Annotated in this window: 17 protein-coding genes; 11 read left to right on the forward strand and 6 right to left on the reverse strand. The window is 60.0% G+C overall.

Annotated features, from left to right (window positions below; translation table 11 throughout):
- Nucleotides 1-65 precede the first annotated feature (65 nt).
- Both ACMDB8_RS13080 and ACMDB8_RS13085 read right to left on the reverse strand, forming a co-directional pair.
- Nucleotides 66-737 (reverse strand): GntR family transcriptional regulator, encoded by a 672-nt coding sequence (locus tag ACMDB8_RS13080; protein ID WP_236709744.1) that lies wholly within the window; start codon nucleotides 735-737, stop codon nucleotides 66-68.
- 162 nt (nucleotides 738-899) lie between these two features.
- The gene (locus ACMDB8_RS13085; RefSeq protein ID WP_056724753.1) at nucleotides 900-1,814 is read right to left on the reverse strand and encodes a LysR family transcriptional regulator; all 915 of its coding nucleotides are present in this window, start codon (nucleotides 1,812-1,814) and stop codon (nucleotides 900-902) included.
- Nucleotides 1,815-2,084: 270 nt separating this feature from the next.
- Between ACMDB8_RS13085 and ACMDB8_RS13090 the strand changes: the two genes are divergently transcribed.
- The 4 genes from ACMDB8_RS13090 (at nucleotide 2,085) to pgm (ending at nucleotide 8,350) form a co-directional block, all read left to right on the forward strand.
- Nucleotides 2,085-3,107 carry a zinc-dependent alcohol dehydrogenase family protein gene (locus ACMDB8_RS13090; RefSeq protein WP_056724755.1) on the forward strand — a complete coding sequence of 341 codons (1,023 nt, stop codon included), beginning with the start codon at nucleotides 2,085-2,087 and terminating at the stop codon, nucleotides 3,105-3,107.
- A 553-nt stretch (nucleotides 3,108-3,660) separates the two neighbouring features.
- A complete protein-coding gene (locus ACMDB8_RS13095) occupies nucleotides 3,661-5,151 on the forward strand; it encodes a hypothetical protein (RefSeq protein WP_409079026.1) in 1,491 nt (496 codons plus the stop codon).
- Nucleotides 5,152-5,191: 40 nt separating this feature from the next.
- A complete protein-coding gene (locus ACMDB8_RS13100) occupies nucleotides 5,192-6,592 on the forward strand; it encodes a PLP-dependent aminotransferase family protein (RefSeq protein ID WP_223541244.1) in 1,401 nt (466 codons plus the stop codon).
- A gap of 111 nt (nucleotides 6,593-6,703) precedes the next feature.
- On the forward strand, nucleotides 6,704-8,350 hold the full coding sequence (gene pgm / locus ACMDB8_RS13105; RefSeq protein ID WP_056724759.1) for a phosphoglucomutase (alpha-D-glucose-1,6-bisphosphate-dependent): 1,647 nt from the start codon (nucleotides 6,704-6,706) through the stop codon (nucleotides 8,348-8,350).
- Between the two features lie 79 nt (nucleotides 8,351-8,429).
- Here pgm and ACMDB8_RS13110 read toward each other — a convergent pair whose 3' ends face one another.
- Nucleotides 8,430-9,125 carry a pirin family protein gene (locus ACMDB8_RS13110; protein WP_056724761.1) on the reverse strand — a complete coding sequence of 232 codons (696 nt, stop codon included), beginning with the start codon at nucleotides 9,123-9,125 and terminating at the stop codon, nucleotides 8,430-8,432.
- A gap of 278 nt (nucleotides 9,126-9,403) precedes the next feature.
- Between ACMDB8_RS13110 and ACMDB8_RS13115 the strand changes: the two genes are divergently transcribed.
- A complete protein-coding gene (locus ACMDB8_RS13115; protein ID WP_409079025.1) occupies nucleotides 9,404-11,878 on the forward strand; it encodes a UvrD-helicase domain-containing protein in 2,475 nt (824 codons plus the stop codon).
- Between the two features lie 60 nt (nucleotides 11,879-11,938).
- On the opposite strand, the gene ACMDB8_RS13120 is transcribed toward ACMDB8_RS13115, so the two are convergent.
- Entirely contained in the window at nucleotides 11,939-12,211 is a 273-nt protein-coding gene (locus tag ACMDB8_RS13120; protein ID WP_008050083.1) for a DUF1652 domain-containing protein, read from the reverse strand.
- A gap of 265 nt (nucleotides 12,212-12,476) precedes the next feature.
- On the opposite strand from ACMDB8_RS13120, the gene ACMDB8_RS13125 reads away from it, so the two are divergent.
- From ACMDB8_RS13125 to ACMDB8_RS13140, 4 genes are all read left to right on the forward strand, one after another.
- On the forward strand, nucleotides 12,477-13,292 hold the full coding sequence (locus tag ACMDB8_RS13125; RefSeq protein ID WP_056724765.1) for a helix-turn-helix domain-containing protein: 816 nt from the start codon (nucleotides 12,477-12,479) through the stop codon (nucleotides 13,290-13,292).
- Nucleotides 13,293-13,342: 50 nt separating this feature from the next.
- Nucleotides 13,343-14,749, forward strand: coding sequence for an NAD(P)/FAD-dependent oxidoreductase (locus tag ACMDB8_RS13130; protein WP_056724767.1), 1,407 nt, complete (start codon nucleotides 13,343-13,345; stop codon nucleotides 14,747-14,749).
- A gap of 28 nt (nucleotides 14,750-14,777) precedes the next feature.
- Nucleotides 14,778-15,119, forward strand: a complete 342-nt coding sequence (locus ACMDB8_RS13135) for a cupin domain-containing protein (RefSeq protein ID WP_056724769.1) — start codon at nucleotides 14,778-14,780, stop codon at nucleotides 15,117-15,119.
- 74 nt (nucleotides 15,120-15,193) lie between these two features.
- Nucleotides 15,194-16,279, forward strand: coding sequence for a polyamine ABC transporter substrate-binding protein (locus tag ACMDB8_RS13140; RefSeq protein ID WP_056724771.1), 1,086 nt, complete (start codon nucleotides 15,194-15,196; stop codon nucleotides 16,277-16,279).
- Between the two features lie 45 nt (nucleotides 16,280-16,324).
- Here the strand turns inward: ACMDB8_RS13140 and ACMDB8_RS13145 are convergent, their stop codons facing one another.
- Entirely contained in the window at nucleotides 16,325-17,002 is a 678-nt protein-coding gene (locus ACMDB8_RS13145) for an MliC family protein (protein WP_056724773.1), read from the reverse strand.
- Between the two features lie 137 nt (nucleotides 17,003-17,139).
- Nucleotides 17,140-17,364, reverse strand: a complete 225-nt coding sequence (locus tag ACMDB8_RS13150; protein WP_056724775.1) for a YgdI/YgdR family lipoprotein — start codon at nucleotides 17,362-17,364, stop codon at nucleotides 17,140-17,142.
- Nucleotides 17,365-17,559: 195 nt separating this feature from the next.
- Here ACMDB8_RS13150 and ACMDB8_RS13155 point away from each other — a divergent pair, with 195 nt between their 5' ends.
- Nucleotides 17,560-19,227, forward strand: coding sequence for a VRR-NUC domain-containing protein (locus ACMDB8_RS13155; protein WP_056724777.1), 1,668 nt, complete (start codon nucleotides 17,560-17,562; stop codon nucleotides 19,225-19,227).
- Entirely contained in the window at nucleotides 19,224-21,512 is a 2,289-nt protein-coding gene (locus tag ACMDB8_RS13160; RefSeq protein WP_056724779.1) for an ATP-dependent DNA helicase, read from the forward strand. The genes ACMDB8_RS13155 and ACMDB8_RS13160 overlap by 4 nt, the downstream gene beginning before the upstream one ends.
- The last annotated feature ends 13 nt before the right edge of the window (nucleotides 21,513-21,525 follow it).

A 21,525-nucleotide genomic window follows, 5' to 3' on the forward strand; every position in this document is an offset into this window, starting at 1 on the left:
GCGGGGTGTCGGCTTGATGGATTTAGTCTGTGTCGATGACGAAATCGGCACAGCATTCGTCGCTGTCAGTGGCTATGGGGCAGGTGCTCGAACAGGGTCGTGCAGACGCCGGCAATGTGCTCGTCCAGAAGCTTCACCGCCAGGTCCACATCCCCGGCGCGGCAGGCCGCCAGGATCTCGCGGTGTTCGTGATCGGCCCGTTCCTTACCGGCCGACAAGCTCATCTGCATGCGTAGATAACGTTCCAGCTTGTCGTTGACCGAACGGATCAGACTCACCAGAAACGGTCGCTGCGCCGGCTCGTACAGGCAGGAATGCAACTCCCAGTTGAGCTCGGCCCAGCGCCCCACGTCGTCCTCGCCGACAAACTCCTGACAGATGCGCTCGGCACGGGCGAAGGTCTCTTCGGTCATGTTCGGAATGGCCAGGCGCAGAATCTTGTCCTCCAGCAGCATCCGCACTTCGAACATCTGCGCCAGTTCCGCATCGGAAACCCGCGTGACCATCGCCCCGCGATTGCGCTGGAACATCACCAACCCTTCGGCCTCCAGCCGCTTGAGGGCTTCGCGCACCGGGATCTTGCTGACATTGAACTGGCGGGCGATGTCGTCCTGGCGGATCGGCTCATCCTCGGCAAAATGCCCGGCGACAATCGCATCGCGCAGATGGCGGGTGATGATTTCCGAAGTCGAAGGCGTGTTACCAAGGTCGGGTGCGTTGAGTTTGGGTAAGTTCACGGCGGCGGTCATTTGGAGTGAGATAGCGCTAGGGTATACGAAATTCTTTTGCTGATCTTCCCCGGTTCGACGTCGATGCACCCGGTGTCGGTCATGCAACCCGCGACAACAAAACGGGCGCCTGTAAAGGCACCCGTTTTCATTCAGGCCTGCGTCGCCTTCTCAGAGGCTGTCCGGATCCCCGAAGAACATCTGAATCCGCGAACGCAACCAGCGTTCGCCCGGATCATTATCCTGCGAACCACGCCAAGCCATGTGCAACTCGAAACTGCGCACCGGCAGCGGCGGATCTTCAGCCCGCACACCGCCCGCGGCGGTCAGTGCCTCAGCTGTGTAGTCCGGCACCGTCGCCACAATATCTGTGCCCGCGAGCAGGGTGCTCAACCCGTTGAACTGCGGCACAGCCAGCACCACATGCCGTTTGCGCCCGAGTTTTTCCAGTTCTTCGTCAATAAAGCCGCTGAGGTCGCCGGCGAATGACACCAGTGCATGGGGGCGAGCGCAGTAATCATCCAGGCTCAACGGCCCCGGCACGGTGTCGGCGCGCAACAGCTTCGGCTGGCTGCGGCGCAGTACCTTGCGCTTGGCGTTGGCCGGCAGGTCGGTGGTGTAGCTGACACCGATGGAGATCTCGCCGGATGCCAGCAGTCCCGGCATCAGGATGTAGTTGACCCGACGCACCACCAGCACGATCCCCGGCGACTCGGCACGCAGGCGCTTGAGCAGCATGGGCAGCAAGGCGAACTCGACGTCGTCCGAAAGGCCGATGCGGAACACGGCGGTACTTGTGGCAGGATCGAACTCGGCCGCACGGCTGACGGCGGTGGAAATCGAATCCAGTGCCGGCGAGAGCAGGGCGAAGATCTCGACCGCTCTGGCGGACGGTTCCATGCTGCGGCCGGTACGCACAAACAAAGGATCATCGAACAACCCGCGCAGGCGCGAGAGCGCCGCACTGATGGCAGGCTGGCCGAGGAACAGTTTTTCCGCAGCGCGGGTCACGCTGCGTTCGTGCATCAACGTTTCGAAAACGATCAACAGGTTCAGGTCGACACGACGCAGGTCATTACGATTCATCTGGAGTCCTGGCAGAGTCAGCAAACTTGACGTGGGCGGCCATATGAGAACAATGGCCAGCAGGAATATTACGGGGAAAGGCTGGTACTCTGCACCGGGTAATTCAGTTTTTCCTACATAGGCTGCTTCGGTTTCTTACGACATTTGACGATGTTGCCGCCGCTGCGGAATCAATGACAGGCATGTCGACTATTAATAGCCACAGATAGTGTTGGGTTGAAAGCCCAGCTAGAGTTCAAGGCATTAGAGGTTCATTTGGCGAGGTTTGCGATGTCCCGCACGATCCGTTTTCACAAGTTTGGTCCAGCCGAGGTGCTCAAATGCGAAGAGCATGCGACGGCTCTGCCTGCACCGGGCGAAGTGCAGGTGCGCGTCGAAGCGATCGGCATCAGTTGGTATGACACTCTCTGGCGCCAGAACCTGGCCCCGTCCCATGCCCGTCTGCCTTCAGGCCTTGGCCAGGAGATGGCCGGTATCGTCACCGCTGTCGGTGATGGCGTCGATGACCTGGAAGTCGGTGACAAGGTCGCCAGCTTCCCGGCCCAAAGCCCGAACGACTACCCGGTCTACGGTGAGCTGATCGTTCTGCCACGCTCGGCGGTCACCCGTTATCCGGATGTGCTCAGCCCGATTGAAGCCAGCGTGCACTACACGCCGTTGTTGATTGCCTATTTCGCCTATGCCGATCTGGCACGGGTCAAGCCCGGGCAATTCGCCCTGGTGACCGACGCCAGTCATTGCGCCGGACCTTCGTTCGTACAACTGGGCAAGGCCTTGGGTGTTCGAGTGATCGCCGCGACCAAGACCGCGGAGGAACGTGAATACCTGCTGTCGCTGGGTGCCGATAAAGTGATCGTCACCGAGGAAGAAGATCTGCTGATGCGGATCAACAAGATCACCGATAACCGCGGCGTGGACGTGGTGTTCGATGGTTTGGGCGGTCCGCAGATGTCGTTGCTGGGCGATGTGCTGGCACCTCGCGGCAGCCTGGTGCTGTACGGCCTGCAAGGTGGCAACCAGACGCCTTTCCCGGCCTGCGCAGCGTTCCAGAAAAATATTCAGTTCTTCGTCCACTGCATTGGCAACTTCACGGGCAAGCCGGAACTGGGCATCACCCAGGACCAGGCCGCACTGCAACGTGCCTTGCGCGACATCAATCAGCTGACCGCCGACCGCGTTCTGCTGCCGCTCAAGACCCGGGTCTTCCCGTTTGCCGAGTTTGTCGAAGCACACCGCTACATGGACGAATGCCCGTGTCGCGAACGGGTCGCGCTGCAGGTCGAACCGGCGTAGCACTTATCCAACAGTCCTCCCAAGAGTCCGTGCCCGCACGGACTCTTTCGTTTCAACCCCCCGAAACCCGTCGATCCGCAGGCCGGTCCAGCAACTGAACTGGTTTTTGCCCGTAATCTGTAGCTTCTAATCAGCCACTAAGCCCTGATAATTGAATGATTACTTTCATCTCAAGGAATGAGTCATGGCTGGGTATCAGGCTGGAACTTTTCACTGTGCGCCATCGGTGCAAATCTGCAAATTAGTTGGTTGTTTTTTAGTTGCCAAAAAGACAGCGACAACTTTCTTCCTTATTTCTTGTATTAAGTGTCTGTGGGACCTTGTCGGACATTTCCTAGGACTCCCGTTTAAAACGAGCAAGCCCTTGCCAGCTGGGCACTCCGGTCTTTCCTTTGTCTTTAAAACGAGGGGGCGCTGCGAACGTTTCAAATAATTTCAAGAAAATTCAAGTGTTAGCATTTGGCAATAAAGTCCATGACTCCATTCGCGCCGACAGTCCAACGGGATTTGCTGTCTGCACGATATTGAACTTACGAGTATCAGGTAAATAAAGATGACCAGCATCCATGACCAAGCGATGAACTATGTCTATCAACAAGTGCTGCAGCGATTACTGGGTTTTTTCTCCCGGGCCGAACGCACTGCATTGCAATTGTTGATTCAGCGCCTGGCGGTAGCGGCCGGGGGCATGGAGCGCATTGGCGATTACAAAGTGTTGGCGATCCAGTCCGGGGCTCGTGACAACTGTTACACGCTGGCGCTGTTGCGTGCTGCGCAGTTGACCATTGCTACCCGTACACCGGCGACATTCCAGTTGCGCATCGCCTCGTTACGGTTGAACGGAGCAAACTGCGCGGCCGTGGAAAACATGCACCGGACCAACAGCGCATTGTTTGTCTATGACGATCCCCGGGTCGAGGTGTTGATGGTCGATGATCGGGAGGTATTGCCGTTCAATCATCTGACGCCGGTCTCCGACGCCGGTCGCGAGTCCGGCCGCCTGAACCTGCTGCTGATCGGCCATCGCCGGGAATGGCGCGGCGGGTTCGACCTGTGGGATGACGGTTATCTGGCCACGGGAGAGTTCTACGGACAAATCGCCCGCTGGGACGGAGGTGTCGACGCGTTGCTCATCAGTGACACGCCGCGTCAGCAGAAGCAATTCATCGAGGGTTTGAAACGTGCCGCCACCAAGGCCGGGCTGCAGTTTTCCCACACGGGCGAGGCCGGTTATGCGGGGTTGTTTGCATTGCTCGATGAACTGGGCAGCGACTGTTATCAGGGGTTCTACGCCGATTACGCCCAGGCCCCGTGGCGTCCGCAAGAGCGCTTCGAGACCTGTCGCCGTACGGCCTGCATCGACATTCACGATTTGCTGGTCAGCAACCTGGAAGAACGCTGGCCAATGCTGACTGAATTTCTCGGCTTCCAGCCCGACGAACTGTCCGCGCAGATCAGCGATAACGAGTTTGTCAGCCCGTCGATCTCGGCGCACGTCAGGGGGTTGCAAGCGTGCTACGTGCAGGGCCGCAATTACGAATCCGGCATTGCGCAATACCTGCAACGCGCCCTGGTGATGATGCGCCGCAAGCGCTTGCCCGAGCGTTTGTGCGAGCAGGCCATCGAGGTCTTCGGCAATCCGGCGACAATGACCGAACTGCGCGCCCGGGCGGCAGCCGAGGCGCAAAAGAACCTGGGCCTGAGCGAAGCGCAACTGGTGTGCCTGCTGTTTTCGCCTTTTATCGATAAAGGCGCGGGGCTCGAGCCTTTTCTGCGTCAGTGCCATCCGGGCATGCTGGTGGCCATGCCCGAGTTGCACAAGGCCATGCAGGGGCACCCGGTCGCCGAACAGATCATGCAATGGATGATTGATGTCAGTGGATTACCCCTGAGCCTGATTGGCCAGCTTTACCGCATGGAGTGGACGCCCGCAGTCGATGGCGGGGCGCCTGAGGCAATCATCCAAAGGGCTGCGTCGCACAATACGCCGGACGATCCTGACGCCGGCATCACGATGGAGGATGAATGGTCAGCGGGTCACTGAGCGTGGGCGGATTTTCAGCCAGCGTGGCTGGCCTTCGCCGATGAAAGGTCCACGAGAAACGGATTTCGCCTATCAGGCGGTTTATCGATACCTGGTCAGCCTGATCAACGAGTCTGAAGGGGATTCGCGCATCCGCCTGCCGTCGCTGCGGCATCTGGCTGAGCGCCTCAATGTGTCGATTTCGACCATTCAGTACGCTTATTCGCTGCTGGAGAAAGAAGGGCGCGTCTATTCGGTGGCCAAGTCCGGCTACTACGCGTTGCCGGTGTCCTCGATCAACCTGCAGGACAGCGGCAGCGACTTGCTGGAAGCGGTCTACGTCAATGCCAGGCGCCCGGGGATGCTGGTCCTGAGCGCCGATGAACCGGCGTTGCTGCAACCGCTCGACAGTCCTTTGTTGCTGCTGGAGAGGGAGTTGCTGCGCCAGTATCCCCGCCAGCCGCAGTCGCCTTCGCAACCCTGCGGCGAACTCGAATTGCGTACCGCCCTGGCAGCACGCTACACCACGTCTCCCATGCGTTACTGGCACGCCGACGATGTCTATATCGGCGCTGACCTGCGCGGTGTACTGGAAATCCTGATCGCCGTGCTGGGCTTGAAAGACGCCACGGTGGTGGTCGAATCGCCGTGCGACTGGACGATCCTGCGTTTGTTCCAGGCCGCCTGTGTGCGGGTGATCGAATTGCCTGTGCAAGCCGATGGTGGCCTGGACCCGGAACGGTTGAAAATGCTCCTGGATACCGAGCCGGTAAGGCTGGTGCTGTTGTCATCGGCCCTCAACATGCCCCGTGGCAGCCTGGCGCCTGACGACAACAGGCAGACCATTGCCCGACTGTTGGCCGCGCACGACAGCTGGGTGCTGGAGAACGACTGTTATGGCGAACTTGGATTCGACCTGGGCGGCGTGCGCTTTCGAGACTTGCTGGACCCTGAACGGCTGATGGTGTTTTCCACGTTCGAGAAAATCATCGGGCCGGAAGCGCCCTATGGCTATCTGCTTTCAAGGCATTTGAGCGCTGATCTGCAACGGCACTTTCTGCTGCGTTCCTTCCGACTCTCGCCGATTCGCCAGAAAGCCATCGCACGCTTGTACAGCAGCGGTCGCATCGATCAACACCTGCTGGTGCTGCGGCGGCTGCTCAATGAACGCAAGAATCAACTGACCCAGTTGTTGCAGGAGCGCTTGGGTGATGCCTTGCGTTTCGTCGAGCCAGAAGGTGGTGCAACGGTCTGGGTGCGCTCTTTGCGTCGGGTCAATGTCCGTCGTGTGTTCCAGCGTCTGCTGGCGCATCAGGTGGTCATTGCACCGGGGGAGCTGTTCAGCCTCCACGGTCTGCACGGACAGCATTTTCGCCTGAGCCATACCTTCGGTGGCGATCACAACCTGGCGGCCGCGCTGGGACTGCTGGGGGATGCGCTGCGCCTGGAATCGATCGAGTGAGTGACAAAAAATAACAACCGCCACTGTGTTGGATCGATTCCATCGCCTTGCGGTCCAACTGCCAGTAAACTGCGACCCATCTCCTGAACCACTCTATTCCAGAGGTTTTGCATGACACTCAGTCCTTTTGCGGGTAAACCGGCACCGGCACAATTGTTGGTCGACATCCCGCGACTGGTAACGGCCTATTACACCGGCCAGCCTGATGCCGCGATTTCGACCCAGCGCGTTGCCTTCGGCACGTCCGGGCACCGGGGCAGCTCGTTCGACTTGAGTTTCAACGAATGGCACGTGCTGGCGATCAGTCAGGCGATCTGCCTGTACCGCGAAGCTCAAGGCATCGACGGCCCGCTGTTTGTCGGCATCGACACCCACGCGCTGTCCACGCCGGCCGGCGCCAGCGCCCTCGAAGTACTGGCGGCCAATGGCGTGACTGTAATGATCGCCGAAGGTGACGAGTACACGCCGACACCGGCCATTTCCCATGCGATTCTCTGCTACAACCGCGGACGCACCAGCGGCCTGGCCGACGGCATTGTCATCACGCCGTCCCACAACCCGCCGCAAAGCGGTGGCTATAAGTACAATCCAACCAACGGTGGCCCGGCCGATACCCACATCACCAAGTGGATCGAAGCCAAGGCCAACGAACTGCTGGCCAACAAGCTCGCTGGCGTCAAGCGCATCAGCTACGAGCAGGCACTGAAGGCCGGCACCACCCATCGCCACGATTACCTCAACACCTATGTCGCCGACCTGATCAACGTGATCGACTTCGACGCCATCCGCGACGCCAAGCTGCGCCTGGGTGTCGATCCGCTGGGTGGAGCAGGGGTGCGCTACTGGTCGGCGATTGCCGAGCATTACCGCCTGGACCTGGACGTGGTGAACAAAGAGGTCGACCCGACCTTCCGCTTCATGACTGTCGACTGGGATGGCCAGATCCGCATGGACCCATCGTCCAGCCACGCCATGCAAGGCCTGATCGGCCTGAAAGAACGCTTCGATGTGGCGTTTGCCTGCGATCCGGACCACGACCGCCATGGCATCGTCACCCCGTCCGGTGGCTTGCTGGCGCCGAACAACTACCTCGCCGTGGCCATCGACTACCTGTTCCAGAACCGTCCGCAATGGCGCGCCGATGCTGCAGTAGGTAAAACGGTGGTCAGCAGCGGCCTGATCGATCGCGTGGCCAAGCGCCTGGGTCGTCGCCTGTACGAAGTGCCGGTCGGTTTCAAATGGTTTGCCGATGGTCTGTTTGACGGTTCCCTGGGTTTCGGCGGTGAAGAAAGCGCCGGTGCCTCGTTCCTGCGCAAGGACGGCGGCGTCTGGAGCACCGACAAGGACGGTTTGATTCCGGCCTTGCTGGCCGCCGAGATGACCGCCCGCACCGGTCGCGACCCGAGCCGGGCGTACCGTGCCTTGACCGACGAACTGGGTGAGCCGTTCTCGGTACGGGTCGACGCCAAGGCCAATCCGGAGCAGAAGGCGCTGTTGAGCAAACTCTCGCCGCAACAGGTCACCTCGACCCAGCTGGCCGGCGAGCCGATCCAGAGCATCCTCAGCCACGCACCGGGCAATGACCAGGCCATTGGCGGCCTCAAGGTCATGACCGAGAACGGTTGGTTCGCGGCACGTCCGTCGGGCACGGAAGACATCTACAAGATCTACGCCGAAAGTTTTGTCAGCGACGACCACCTCAAGCAACTGGTGGCCGAGGCGCAAACGCTGGTCGATGGTGCCATTTCCGCGAAATAAACACACAACCCTGCAGCAACTAAAAAGGGGCGACCATTCACGGCCGCCCCTTTTTTTGTGCCGCCCGGCATTTACCGAATCAGGCCAGATCCACCAGAACAATCTCGCTGTCCTCGATGGCCGTCACCCGCAGCACTTGCTCATCGGCAACCGCTACACCGTCTCGAGCTTGTACACGCAAGCCATTGACTTCAATGATCCCGGTAGCCGGCACCAGGTACGCACGACGCCCCTTGTCCAGCGGGTATTCGGCAGACTCACCGGCCTTCAGATTGGCCGCTACCAGCCGGGCATCGGCGCGAATACGCAGGCTCTGGTCGTCGCCTTCCTTGCCGCTGGCCAGGGTGACAAAGCCTTCGCGGTCGCCTTTCGGGAACGGCTTGGCGCCCCAGGACGGCGCCAGGCCGGACTCGTTCGGGATGATCCAGATCTGGAAAATCCGGGTCGGCGTCGCTTCCAGGTTGTACTCGCTGTGGGCGATCCCGGTGCCGGCACTCATGACCTGGACGTCACCGGCTTCGGTGCGGCCCTTGTTGCCAAGGTTGTCCTGGTGGGTAATGGCGCCTTCGCGGACATAGGTGATGATTTCCATGTCGCGGTGCGAGTGTTGCGGGAAACCGGTGCCCGGGGCGATCACGTCGTCGTTCCAGACCCGCAGGTTGCCCCAGTTCATGCGCTTGGCATCGTAGTATTCGGCGAACGAAAAATGATGGTGGGCATCCAGCCAGCCGTGGTGAGCGCCGCCGAGGGAGTTGAAGGGTCTGAGTTCAAGCATGATCGTCTCCAGGAAAGGTTCGTCATGGGGCAGGTGCCTGAGCCACGAAGCGAGACCGGTGAGTGATGACGGCCATCATCTAACAGGTAACAATCGATAAAAAGCGTAAAAAATGCAGCATTCCCATCGAATGGATTGATATAAAACGAGCTCGAAATTTTGTCATCCAGCTTTCACTTCATCGCATAAGCCAATGAGACATAAGCAATTGACTAGAACTCGACGGCAAATGCAGACACCATAGCGCCCAACAGCCTCACACCCTGGAGTCAGTCCGCGTGCCGCAACACACCCCAGATCTTCCGCCTGAACTTCGCCCCCTGGCCGAGATGCCGCTGATCAAGCGATTGCTCGCCCGATTCTTCGGCTACAGTCTGACCCGCCTGCACGCGCAGCATCGTGCGTCGTGGCTGCATGGCCAGGCCGACGGTTTTCGCAGCGGTCACAGCGCCGGGGTCGATTACGGCTACAAGGAAGGCAAGCTCGAAGGGCTGGAAGAGGGTCGGCAGGTCCTGCTGATCCGCGACTCGCGCTGCACTGAACACCGACCGCCGAATGTCGATGACCTGTTGTTCGACGATTGGCGCCTGCCGTTGAGCGCCGAGTTGAAGAAGCGCATGAAGGCCGATGTCGCCCGCTTGTTGCCGGCCCATGCCCAGCCCAGCGCCGCACAGTGGAAAATGATCTTCAGCGATACGCCGTCCACCTCGGTGATCGCGGGTGCCGGTGCTGGCAAATCGACCACGTTGGTGCTGCGAATCCTGCTGTTGACCCACTACCTGGGCTTTGAACTGAGTTCGATGACGGTGGTGACCTTCACCCGCGAGTCGCGCAAGGACTTCATCAACAAGCTGATCGAACTGTTTGCGCTCTGGGGCCGCGCGATCAGTTTCAAGGAGGCACGTGATCTGGTACGCACCTTTCACTCGCGGATCCTGCCGATGGTGCGCAGCCTTGCGGGTTTCGAGCGTTTGCAGGCTTTCGAGAACCTCAGCCTGCGGGCCGCACAGGGCGATGAGGAGGCCGACAGCAATCCGTTCGATCTGCGCATCAACGACGCTCAACGCCAACAGCTCAACGCCTGCTATCACCGCCTGCACAGTGTCGATGAGCGTTTTCGCGAGTTGATCAAGCCACTGTCCCGGCATGCCCTGCAACTCAAGGAACTGGAGCGCGATCACCCCGATGTGCAGAAACGCATGGGGGTTACCGAACTGGCGGCCAAACGCGATGAAGAACTGTGCGATGCCATCGAGGACCTGTGGTTTCGCGCCGGTGCCTGGCCGATCAAGGGCATTGAACCGAATCGCCAGTCGTTCGATATCAACGGTTCGACATTCCATTGCCACGGCCACATCCCGTCCCTGGATGCCTGGGTGGTGCTGGGGTTCGATCCTCGGGAAAACCCGCAGGTTACGCGACCGAACGCCAAGCTGACGGTGCGCGCAGAGTGGGCAGTAAAGCGCACCCTGTTTCAAGCTTTCTGTCGTAAGCCTTTGATATGGCTAGATAGTTACGAATCATCCAGACGTGTTCTGGCCTCGCTTGCCGGCGATGCCAGCGCCGGGCCGGGCTTCGATTACAAGGTCAAGGGCGAGCTCGCTTCCGCGCCGCTGCTCGATTGCTTTGTCGCCGCCGCCGGGTTCATCGAAAACCTCGGGCTGGATGTGCCGAGCGCGGTAGGCCAGATGAGTTTCGCCAAGGACGATCCCGACCGGTTCTTCTTCGAAGCCTTGAGCCTTTATTGGCGGGCGCTGGAAGATCACTTGCTGGATCAGAAGCCGCCGATCATGACCTACAACCGGATGTTCGCCCTGTTCAGCGAGCATTCGCCGGAGAACCTCAAGCTGCTCGGCGATGAGCTGCTGCGGCCGCTGTCGCACCTGATGATCGATGAATTCCAGGATGTCTCGCCGCAGATCGTCTCCTGGATCAGGGCCAGCCTGGCAGAGATCCGCAGTCGCGGGCCGGCCATGCACGTCGGGCGCGGCGCCCAGCGCTCCTCGCTGCTGTGTGTGGGCGATGACTGGCAGTCCATCTACGGGTGGCGCGGCAGTTCGCCGAGCTACTTCATGGAGTTCAACAAGGAGTTTCCGTCGCCGAGCACCACCAAGGTCATGCTCAGCGACAACTACCGCAGCCACCAACACATCATCGATGCCGCCGAGCACATCGTGCGTGCAGCACCGGCGATTGCCGGGAAGAAAGCCAAGGCCAGCGGCGAACCCAAGGCGTTGCTGCCGGTGAACGTCCACGATCGTGATGACCAAGGCATGGCCCAACGCCTGATGGAGCATTACCGAAAGGGCGATTCGATCTTGATGCTTTATCGAAAAAGCAGCGATAAGTTATTGATAGAAGAGCATATTCAGTCTGTAGTTAATGTTGATTCTAGCTTGCCGTATGAGGCTCGCAGGCTCAAGCAACTGACCTATCACAGTGCCAAGGGCCTCCAGGCCGATGCGGTGTTTTTGCTGGGCGATTGCCAGCACCTGACCAGCTCGCCTTACAAGAATCAGGTTTACCGCATGGCGGGCCTGGGCAAGGCAGGTGACAGCGAACCCTACGACAACGCCCAGAAGGACGAGATCCTGCGGCTGGCCTATGTAGGGATTACCCGCGCCGTCAGCCATTGCTACTGGTACGTTGACGCACAAGACACCCAGGCCGCGAACATGCCCAAGGCTTCCGACCGGATCGGCAAGGGCAAGGCGTTCTTTGTCGACCATCGGCAGGGCAAAGCTTCTACTTGAGCGATTGTTCACCCACAAAAAAGCCCACCTGACGTGGGCTTTTTTGTGGGTGTTCAGCCTTCAGGCATAACTTCTGAGGGCTTGTGGTGGTACGAAAGCTTCAAGTTCATCCTCCACCGCTTCGATTATTCGCTCTACATCCGCGGCATTCATGACGGTGGCGCACGGAATGCCGGCAATGGCGATCATGGTCTCGCCAGTGGCACGATCAAACAGACGGGCAATCATGCTGCCCGGCGCGTCCATGCTCGCCTCGAAACCCATGGGATGAAAATGCCAGCGCATCAGCTGGCAGGCGTTTGGAAACGTGACTTTGCTGAACCCTTTATTCATGTGTTGCCCACCTTCATTATCGAGCGCTTCCTTTAGCTCATGGTAGGAGGGAAGAACCTTCATTGGTTCAACCAGTGACAGGTTTTAAAAGTAGCATCCGGTTGTGAAAATATTGTGGATTTTTCAGGTCGTTTGGCGATTGCCAACGTTTTTTTTGATCCAGCTCACGCTTGTCGGCCATTTGCGGGCGCCTGCCATCATCGGTTAGTCGTTGAAGACAAAGCGCAAGTTGGGCAAGCTCGGTGTTTTTTCGTCGAGATGTTCAATGCACGCCGATGATGATGGCCCGCTGCAAACCCAGGCCACGGGCGATACGGTCATGCGCTATCACTTGCGCTGGAAGCACCGGGATCTGGACGGCGTCATGGCGCTTTATCACCCTGAGGTCCAGTACAACGATTTCTTCCAGAACAAGCTCATGGGCCTGGCTGAATTGCGCGAGTACGTACGCAGCAGCATGCCCCGGGACCCGGATGAGGCGCTGGAGCATTCCGACCGCATTCGACTGGACGGCAATACCGCGTTCATTCAGTACCGCATCACCCTGCGCGGCGGTGAAGGGTTGGTGTCGTTCCGCGCCAGCGAAGCGATCACCGTCAAGGACGGGCTGATCTGGCGGGTCAATGAATATGCTTCATTGGTGCATGAACAACCCGGCAGTAAAACGTCCGGCAACCATCGCCCGGCGGTCAGCCGGCTCGGCCTGTCGCCGCGCCAGTTGAGCTTCATGGCCGATGACCTGCAGCAGTATTTCCAGGGTCAACAGCCATATCTGGACCCGGAGCTCGATCTGCAACGGGTGGCGAAGGAGTGTGGCTACAGCCGCAACCAGATTTCCTACCTGTTGAACCAGGTGCTGGGCCAGAGCTTCTACCGCTACGTCAACCAGGCACGCCTGCAACATTTGCTTGCGGCGCTGGATGCCGCCACACCGCCAGTGCGCATCGATGAACTGGCCTTCGCTGCCGGATTCAATTCGCTGTCGGCGTTCTACAGCTGTTTCCGCCAGCATACCGGCCAGTCACCCAAGGCTTACGTCAAACAAATTTCTTTGCGTGCACGCGCGCAAGACAGCGCCTGAGCCCACGCACTAGGATCGACGCCATCGAAGTTTGAGTGGCGGAGTCTTGCATGCCGGCGTGGCGCACTATCAGTTTGTGGATGGACCAGCTCGACGAGCCGCTGTTGGCGCGTCCGGCGCTGGAGCGGGACCTGGATGTCGACGTCGCGATCATCGGCGCGGGCTACACCGGGCTCTGGACCGCGTACTACCTCAAGCAGCACAAACCAGACCTGAACATCGCCATTGTCGAAGCGCAAACCGCCGGTTTCGGCGCGTCGGGGCGCAATGGTGGCTGGCTGATGGGTAATTTGCTGGGGGAGGATCGCCTGCTGGCCAATCTCTCAGCCGAAGAACGACGTGCCTCCTACGATTTGCTGCACAGCATTCCGGATGAAGTGGAAATTGTCCTCGAACGAGAGGGGATCGACTGCGATTACCGTAAAGGCGGGGTGCTGTATTGCGCCGCACGCTATCCGGAGCAGGAGGCCAGCCTGCGTCATTACCTGGACGATCTCCACCGCCAGGGCCTCAACGACAGCCACTATCGCTGGTTGAGCCCGGAGCAACTGGCGCAACAGATCCGCGTCGCGAAACCTTACGGCGGCATCTACGCGCCGCACGTGGCGACCATCCACCCGGCCAGGCTGGTACGGGGGCTGGCCCGGGCGGTGGAGCGGCTGGGCGTCAGAATCTACGAAAACAGCCCGGTCACCCATTGGCAGTCCGGCAGCCTGCGCACGGCGAAAGCTTCGGTGCACAGTCGCTGGGTGGTGCCGGCGGTGGAAGGCTACTCCGTGACGCTGCCGCCATTGGGGCGTTACCAGATGCCGGTGCAGAGCCTGATTGTCGCGACCGAGCCATTGCCCGCGGCCACCTGGGACGAAATCGGCCTGAGTCGCGGCCAGGCGTTCAGCGAGGCCAGTCGCCAGGTCACCTACGGTCAACGCACCGCTGATAACCGACTGATTTTTGGCGCCCGTGGCGGCTACCAGTTCGCCGGCAAGCTGCGCCACGACTTCGACCTGACCGCTGACGAAATACAGCTGCGGCGCTACCTGTTCGGCGAACTGTTCCCGCAGTTGAAGAACGTGCAGATCACCCATTCCTGGGGCGGCAACCTGGGCATGTCCCGGCATTTCCAGCCGCACATGCTTTGCGACCGGGCCAACGGCATTGCCCTGTCTGGCGGTTATGGCGGGGAGGGCGTTGGCGCCAGCAACCTGGGGGGCCGCACGCTGGCTGACCTGATCCTGGGGCGCGACACCGAACTGGTGCGCCAGCCGTGGGTCATCCCCCAGCGCGGCCTCGACGCACTGCGGGCCTGGGAGCCGGAGCCAATCCGCTGGCTCGGCTACAACGCGATCATCCGCAGCTTTGTCCATGAAGACCAGACCCTGGCCAACCCGGCCACTGCGCCCTGGCGGCGCAAGCTGGCCAGCGGGGTCGCCGGTTTCATGGAAGGTTTCATGCACTAAACGCGCTTCTACATCGACAGGTATTCCCATGAGCATCACGCAGTTCAAGAACACCGCAACCCTGAAACTGGACGAATCCAATCCGGTCGCCGTGCCCCTGGGCACCACCGTGGCCGTGGCGTCGACCACCAGCGTCGAACGCGACGACGGCGTCGAGACCGGCGTCTGGGAGTGCACCCCGGGGCGCTGGCGGCGGCAGATCGTCGCCCAGGAATTCTGTCACTTCATCCAGGGCCGCTGCACCTTCACCCCGGACGGCGGCGAGCCCCTGCACATAGAAGCCGGCGACGCACTGATGTTGCCGGCCAACAGCCTGGGCATCTGGGACATCCAGCAAACCGTGCGCAAGACCTACGTGCTGATTTTTTGAGTTTTCAATTCTTTGAAATTTGAAAGCTGATCCTTTGATTGCCTGCCAACAAAAAAAACTACAGGAATCGACCCATGATCCGAAAGACACTGACCCTGGCCCCGCTGATGCTCGTGGCATCGATCAGCCAGGCCGCCGAAACCGTCAAGATCTACAACTGGTCGGATTACATCGCGCCAGACACCACGAAAAACTTCCAGAAAGAAACCGGCATCGACGTCACCTATGACGTCTATGACAGCAACGAAACCCTCGATGGCAAGTTGATGACCGGCAAATCCGGCTACGACGTGGTGTTCCCGTCCAACCACTTCATGGCCCGGCAGATTGAAGGCGGCGCGCTGAAGAAACTCGACAAGAGTCAGCTGCCGAACTGGAAGAACCTCAACCCTGTGTTGCTCAAGGCGTTGCAGACCAACGATCCGGGCAACGAGCATGGCTTCCCGTACCTGTGGGGCAGCACCGGCATCGGTTACAACATCGCCAAGGTCAAGGCCGTGCTGGGGGACAACGCCCCGGTGGACTCCTGGGACCTGATTTTCAAGCCCGAGAACATGCAGAAGTTGCAGAAGTGCGGGGTGGCCATCCTCGACAACGGTCCGGAGCTGCTACCGGCGGCGTTGAACTACCTCGGGCTGCCCCATCACAGCAAGAACCCGGAAGACTACAAGAAGGCCGAAGCCCTGCTGATGAAGGTGCGGCCGTATGTCAGCTACTTCCACTCGTCCAAGTACACCAGCGACCTGGCCAATGGCGATATCTGCGTCGCGGTCGGCTTCTCCGGTGACATCCTGCAGGCGGAGAACCGCGCCAGGGAAGCCAGGAATGGTATCGACATCGGCTATTCGATTCCCAAGGAGGGCGCCGCGATCTGGTTCGACATGGTTGCCATGCCGGTCGATGCCCCGGATGAAAAGGCCGGTTACGCCTTCATGAACTACCTGCTGCGCCCGGACGTCATGGCCGGCATCAGTAACCATGTGCATTACGCCAATGGCAATGAACAGGCCGACAGCCTCATCGACCCGGCCATCAAGAACGACACCAAGGTGTACCCAAGTCCGGAAATGATGGGCAAGCTGTTTGCCCTGGAAGCCATGCCGTTAAATATCGACCGGATTCGCACACGAGTGTGGAACAAGATTCGCACCGGCAGCTGAAACCTGGTCAGGCATTCGGGACAGGACGTCCCGTTGCCACCCTTATCAGCTGACCGGCTCGGCTGCGCAACTCATCTGGCCTGAGCCGGGTATCTGGAAAAACACGTCATCGCCGAGTTGCCAGAAGCTGTAGCTGCCTTTGTAGTCCTTGCCCGTGTACTGGGTTCCGGAATTGTTCGGCACCTGGTTCAAGGTCACCGAGGTGTTGGCCCATTTAAGGAGCACCACGCCCGGTTCGACCGTAAAGAAGGTCGCGGCAACCAATGCGTTAAACCCCGCGCAACGATAAGCCAACGGCCCTTCGGTGAGCCTGCTGGGGTCCTTGGTTCGCGCAATGGCCGAACCCTGGCGCAGTTGGAACGCACGCTCGGCATAACTTCGGATGACGCACGCCTTGTCTTGCGGCCCGCCACCACACTGGTTGCGTGACTCAATCCAGAATCGCTGATCAATCTCGACTTTATTCGGGCGCGGCACTGAATGGTCGTCAGAGAGTGCCAGGAGATAAAGGCGATTGAGTTCCAGATCCATGCTCGCCAGTTGGGCGTCATGACAGATAAGCCTTTCGGCGGAGGCCTGGGGATTGGCGCAATCGAAACTGGTTTTGTACGTTGGCAAGGGCCTTGGCTTTGGTTTTGCCTTTGTGGCGGCATCACACAGGCTCGCCGTCACGCACGTGCTGACGGCGAGCACAGAGGCCAGAAGTGGCATGACCATTTTCATTTCGGCGTCACCTGAGTCTTTGCGTGAAGCCCGTATTGCAACGCCTGTGTCGAAGCGCTGCACAGTCATTCGGTCGCACGGGGTCTATCGAGTGTAAAGCAGTGCTCGAAACCTGCCACATCGTGCCAGGAGAAACGTCAGTCTTCCTCACGAATCGTCGCCACTTCATCGGCCCTGACTTTCACCATCGCTCCGGAAATGTCCTCAAACTCAAAGAACCCGTCCTTGGTTTTGGTCTTCGGCATGTCCTTGGTCAGGTATTGAGTGCCGTTCTGCAGCGTCACCACCGTTGGCGTCGAGCAACCGGCCAGCGCCAGCAGGGCCGCTGCAGCCAGGGGCAAGCCCAATGTCTTGATGTCCATGATCACCTCCCGTTCGTTTAAAGCAGCGCCATCAGCCCGAGGCTGTCACTGCATCTGTATGGCGGTTGGTGCCGCCAGGGGGCAGAAAGTTCTACTGCCCGGGGAAAATTCCGTACAGCGCCGCCATTTATCCTTTTCCGATTGCGCCACGCGGCGTGGAACTGGTATCTGTATGCATAACCAGTACCCCTCGACATGGCCCATTTTCCAGTGACCGCAAATCCCCTCGACGACCCGTTCTACTACTTGAACAACTTCATGCAAGTGCTTGATTGGCTTGAGCAGCGCTTTGCCGATGTGCTGAGCGTCGACGAACTGCGTTTCATTAATCAGTTTAAGCGGTTGCCCCGTGAATCGCAGGCACTGCTGGTCAGAATGGTCATGCGCAAGGGCGTTCATTTCAGGGTGAGCAAACTGCATTACGAGGAAATCGGCGATACCGGCAGCGCCGTCGGGCCGCTGTTAGCGCTCGGTTGGGTCGATGAGCGAATGCCGTTGACGGTCGAAGCACTGTTCGAGGTGCTGCTCAAGGGTGAAATCCTCCAGGCCTTTGGCCCGGCAATCGATCAACCCAAAGGCAAGAAAGCCGATTGGTTGCCAGCGCTGTGCGAGCAGTTTCCCCAGGTAAAAAGCTTCAACGACTGGTGCCCGACCCTGGACGAGCGCCTGTTCAGCCTGACCATCATGCAATTGTGCGATCGCCTGCGCCTGATGTTTTTCGGCAACCTGTATCAGGACTGGTCGGAGTTCGTGCTGGCGGACCTCGGTATCTACACCTACGAAAAAGTCGAATTCTGCGCCGAGTCCCGTGGCTTGCGCAGCCGCGAAGACGTGGATGCCTGCGTCCTCCTGCACGCGTACCAGCAACAATTCGAAGCCGGTGAAGCGCTGGAAGAGGTGGCCGAGCGAATCAAGGGCCTGGCGCTGGATAATCCGTGGTTGCAACGCCGGCGCGGCAAGCTGTTGTTCCAGATGGCCCAGTACTGCGAACGCATCGCGGATTTCTCCATGGCCCTGAGCCTGTACCGCGAATGCGCTTATCCGGGTGCGCGGGCGCGGATCATTCGCGTGCTGGAACGCAGCGGTCAGTTTGAGCAGGCCATGGACCTGGCCGAGCAGGCCGAACAGGCACCGGAAAGCGCAGCCGAACTCCAGCAGCTGCTGCGTGTGCTGCCACGCCTGCGGCGCAAGCTCGGCGGGCCGCCCATCAAGCGGGCAGCGCCTCGGGCAATGCAGCGTCTGGACCTGCAATTGCCCAGGACAGACCCGGCGTTATCGGTGGAGTTCTACGTTCAGGCGCATCTGGGGCAAGAGTCGGCACCGGTGCACTATGTGGAAAACAGCCTGGTCAATTCACTGTTTGGCCTGCTGTGTTGGCCAGCGATCTTCGCGCCGTTGCCGGGGGCGTTTTTTCACCCATTCCAGCGCGGGCCGGTGGATCTGCTCAGCGAAGACTTCCAGGTCCGCCGGGCCGAACTGTTTCAGGCGTGCCTGGCCGAACTTGACGACGGGCGCTACCGGCAGACCATTCGCGAACGTTATGCCGCCAAGTGGGGCGTGCAGTCGCCGTTCGTGTTCTGGAGCGTGCTCAGCGAAGAGTTGCTGGAACAAGCCCTCGATTGCCTCCCGGCCGAGCACCTCAAGCACTGGTTCAACCGCCTCTTGCTGGACATCAAGGCCAATCGCGCCGGCATGCCGGACCTGATCCAGTTCTGGCCGCAGCAAAAGACCTACCGCATGATCGAAGTCAAAGGCCCGGGCGATCGCCTGCAGGACAACCAGTTGCGCTGGCTGGAATTCTGTCACGAACACCAGATGCCCATTGCCGTGTGCCATGTGCAATGGACGGAGCAGGGCGATTGAGCTACAGCATTGCGGTGCGGGCGCTGTGCGAGTTCACCGCCAAGGTCGGCGACCTCGACCTGCGCTTCACTCCGTCACCGACCGCACAGGAAGGTATCGTCGGTCACCGTACGGTGGCCTCCCGGCGCAGCGAGGGCTACCAAAGCGAAGTCGCCCTTGAGGGCCAGTATCAGACCTTGACGGTCAAGGGCAGGGCGGATGGCTATGACCCCGGGCAAAATTGCCTGGAAGAGGTCAAGACCTACCGCGGCGACTTGAGCAAGCAACCGGCCAACCACCGTCAATTGCATTGGGCCCAGGTGAAAATCTATGGCTGGTTGATGTGCCGGAAACTGGATCTGGCTCGGATCAATCTGGCTCTGGTGTACTTCGACATCGTCAGCGAAAAGGAAACCTGCCTGGTCGAGCCTTTCGACGCCATCGAGCTGCAACAATTCTTCGAGCGGCATTGCGCGCTGTTCCTGCAATGGGCCGAACAGGAAGTCGCCCATCGTGAAGGGCGCAATCTGGCCGCCCAGGGCCTGGCCTTTCCCCATGCCGGTTTTCGACCAGGGCAGCGCCATCTGGCCGAATCGGTGTTCAAGGCCGTCAGCACCGGGCGCTGCCTGATGGCCCAGGCGCCTACGGGCATCGGCAAGACCCTGGGCACCTTGTTCCCCATGCTCAAGGCCCTGGCGCCGCAGCAACTGGACAAGGTGTTCTTCCTCACGGCGAAAACCCCGGGACGGAAACTGGCCCTGGACGCCGCGCAAGTGATTCTTTCCAGCGCCAATGCGCCCCCATTGCGGGTGCTGGAGATCATCGCCCGGGACAAGGCTTGCGAGCACCCGGACAAAGCCTGCCACGGCGAGTCCTGCCCACTGGCCCGGGGTTTCTACGATCGCCTGCCCGCCGCACGGCAGGTGGCCAGTCAACTGAGCCTGTTGAACCAGAGCGCCTTGCGCGAGGTTGCCCTGGCGCACGATGTCTGCCCGTATTACCTGAGCCAGGAAATGGCGCGTTGGGCCGACGTGGTGGTTGCCGACTACAACTATTACTTCGATTTCAGCGCGTTGCTGTTCGGCCTGGCCCAGGCCAACAACTGGAAGGTCGCTGTGCTGGTCGACGAAGCCCATAACCTGGTGGAGCGGGGCCGGCAGATGTACAGCGCCAGCCTCGATCAGGCGACCTTCAACGGCGTGCGCAAAACCGCGCCCGACGTGCTGAAAAAACCGCTGCAGCGGGTCAACCGCGAGTGGAATGCCCTGCATAACGCACAAACCGGCGCCTATCAGGCCTATGACAAGGGGCCGGAAAAGCTCCTTCAGGCACTGTCATCGTGCAGCGCCAGCATCGGTGACTACCTCAACGATCACCCTCAGGGCCTGGACAGCGCACTGCAGGGGTTTTACTTCGACATGCTGCATTTTTGCCGGGTCGGCGAACTGTTCGATGAGCAGTTCCTGTTCGACATCAGCAAGCGCGACCTCGAGCGCCAGCGCAGCCTCTCGCAACTGTGCCTGCGCAATGTGGTCCCCGCCGGGTTCATCCGCCCGCGCCTGACCGCCGCGCGCAGCACGGTGCTGTTTTCCGCGACCCTCAGCCCCCGGCACTATTACGCCGATCTGCTGGGAACACCGGCGGACACCGTGTGCATCGATGTCGAGTCGCCGTTTCACGCCGATCAACTGCAGGTGCACATCGTCGACCAGATCTCCACGCGGTTCGTACATCGCCAGGCGTCTCTGGAACCAATCGTGGACTTGATCGCCAGGCAGTTCTGCGAGCGCCCCGGCAACTACCTGGCGTTTTTCAGCAGTTTCGATTATTTGCAGCAGGTGGCGCAGTTGCTGGCCGAGAAACATCCGCACATCAGTCTGTGGTCGCAGTCCCGAGGCATGGGCGAAGCGCAGCGCCAGCAGTTTCTCGAGCAGTTCCACGCCGACGGCCAGGGCGTCGGCTTTGCGGTACTGGGTGGGGCCTTCGGTGAAGGCATCGATTTGCCCGGCGGCCGGTTGATCGGCGCGTTTATCGCCACGCTGGGGCTGGCGCAGCTCAATCCGGTGAACGAGCAACTGAAACGACGCATGGCCGCGATTTTCGGTGCCGGTCATGACTACACCTATCTTTATCCTGGTGTGCAGAAGGTGGTGCAGGCTGCTGGGCGGGTGATCCGTACGCAACAGGATCAAGGGGTGGTGATGTTGATCGACGACCGTTTTGGCGAGAGCAAGGTCAGGCAGTTGCTGCCGCGTTGGTGGGCTTTCCAAAATCCCGGTATGACCCATACTCCAGTGAAACCATGAGGCGGAGGGATCA

It is taken from the genome of Pseudomonas monachiensis (genome assembly GCF_047345015.1).
GTDB classification, from domain to species: domain Bacteria; phylum Pseudomonadota; class Gammaproteobacteria; order Pseudomonadales; family Pseudomonadaceae; genus Aquipseudomonas; species Aquipseudomonas monachiensis.

Coding starts and splice junctions, on each gene's coding strand:
- ACMDB8_RS13100 (WP_223541244.1), top strand. CDS start 5,192: ATGAAAGGTCCACGAGAAACGGATTTCGCCTATCAGGCGGTTTATCGA.
- ACMDB8_RS13140 (WP_056724771.1), top strand. CDS start 15,194: ATGATCCGAAAGACACTGACCCTGGCCCCGCTGATGCTCGTGGCATCG.
- ACMDB8_RS13095 (WP_409079026.1), top strand. CDS start 3,661: ATGACCAGCATCCATGACCAAGCGATGAACTATGTCTATCAACAAGTG.
- ACMDB8_RS13125 (WP_056724765.1), top strand. CDS start 12,477: ATGCACGCCGATGATGATGGCCCGCTGCAAACCCAGGCCACGGGCGAT.
- ACMDB8_RS13135 (WP_056724769.1), top strand. CDS start 14,778: ATGAGCATCACGCAGTTCAAGAACACCGCAACCCTGAAACTGGACGAA.
- ACMDB8_RS13110 (WP_056724761.1), bottom strand. CDS start 9,125: ATGCTTGAACTCAGACCCTTCAACTCCCTCGGCGGCGCTCACCACGGC.
- ACMDB8_RS13145 (WP_056724773.1), bottom strand. CDS start 17,002: ATGAAAATGGTCATGCCACTTCTGGCCTCTGTGCTCGCCGTCAGCACG.
- ACMDB8_RS13090 (WP_056724755.1), top strand. CDS start 2,085: ATGTCCCGCACGATCCGTTTTCACAAGTTTGGTCCAGCCGAGGTGCTC.
- ACMDB8_RS13120 (WP_008050083.1), bottom strand. CDS start 12,211: ATGAATAAAGGGTTCAGCAAAGTCACGTTTCCAAACGCCTGCCAGCTG.
- ACMDB8_RS13150 (WP_056724775.1), bottom strand. CDS start 17,364: ATGGACATCAAGACATTGGGCTTGCCCCTGGCTGCAGCGGCCCTGCTG.
- ACMDB8_RS13130 (WP_056724767.1), top strand. CDS start 13,343: ATGCCGGCGTGGCGCACTATCAGTTTGTGGATGGACCAGCTCGACGAG.
- ACMDB8_RS13155 (WP_056724777.1), top strand. CDS start 17,560: ATGGCCCATTTTCCAGTGACCGCAAATCCCCTCGACGACCCGTTCTAC.
- pgm (WP_056724759.1), top strand. CDS start 6,704: ATGACACTCAGTCCTTTTGCGGGTAAACCGGCACCGGCACAATTGTTG.
- ACMDB8_RS13085 (WP_056724753.1), bottom strand. CDS start 1,814: ATGAATCGTAATGACCTGCGTCGTGTCGACCTGAACCTGTTGATCGTT.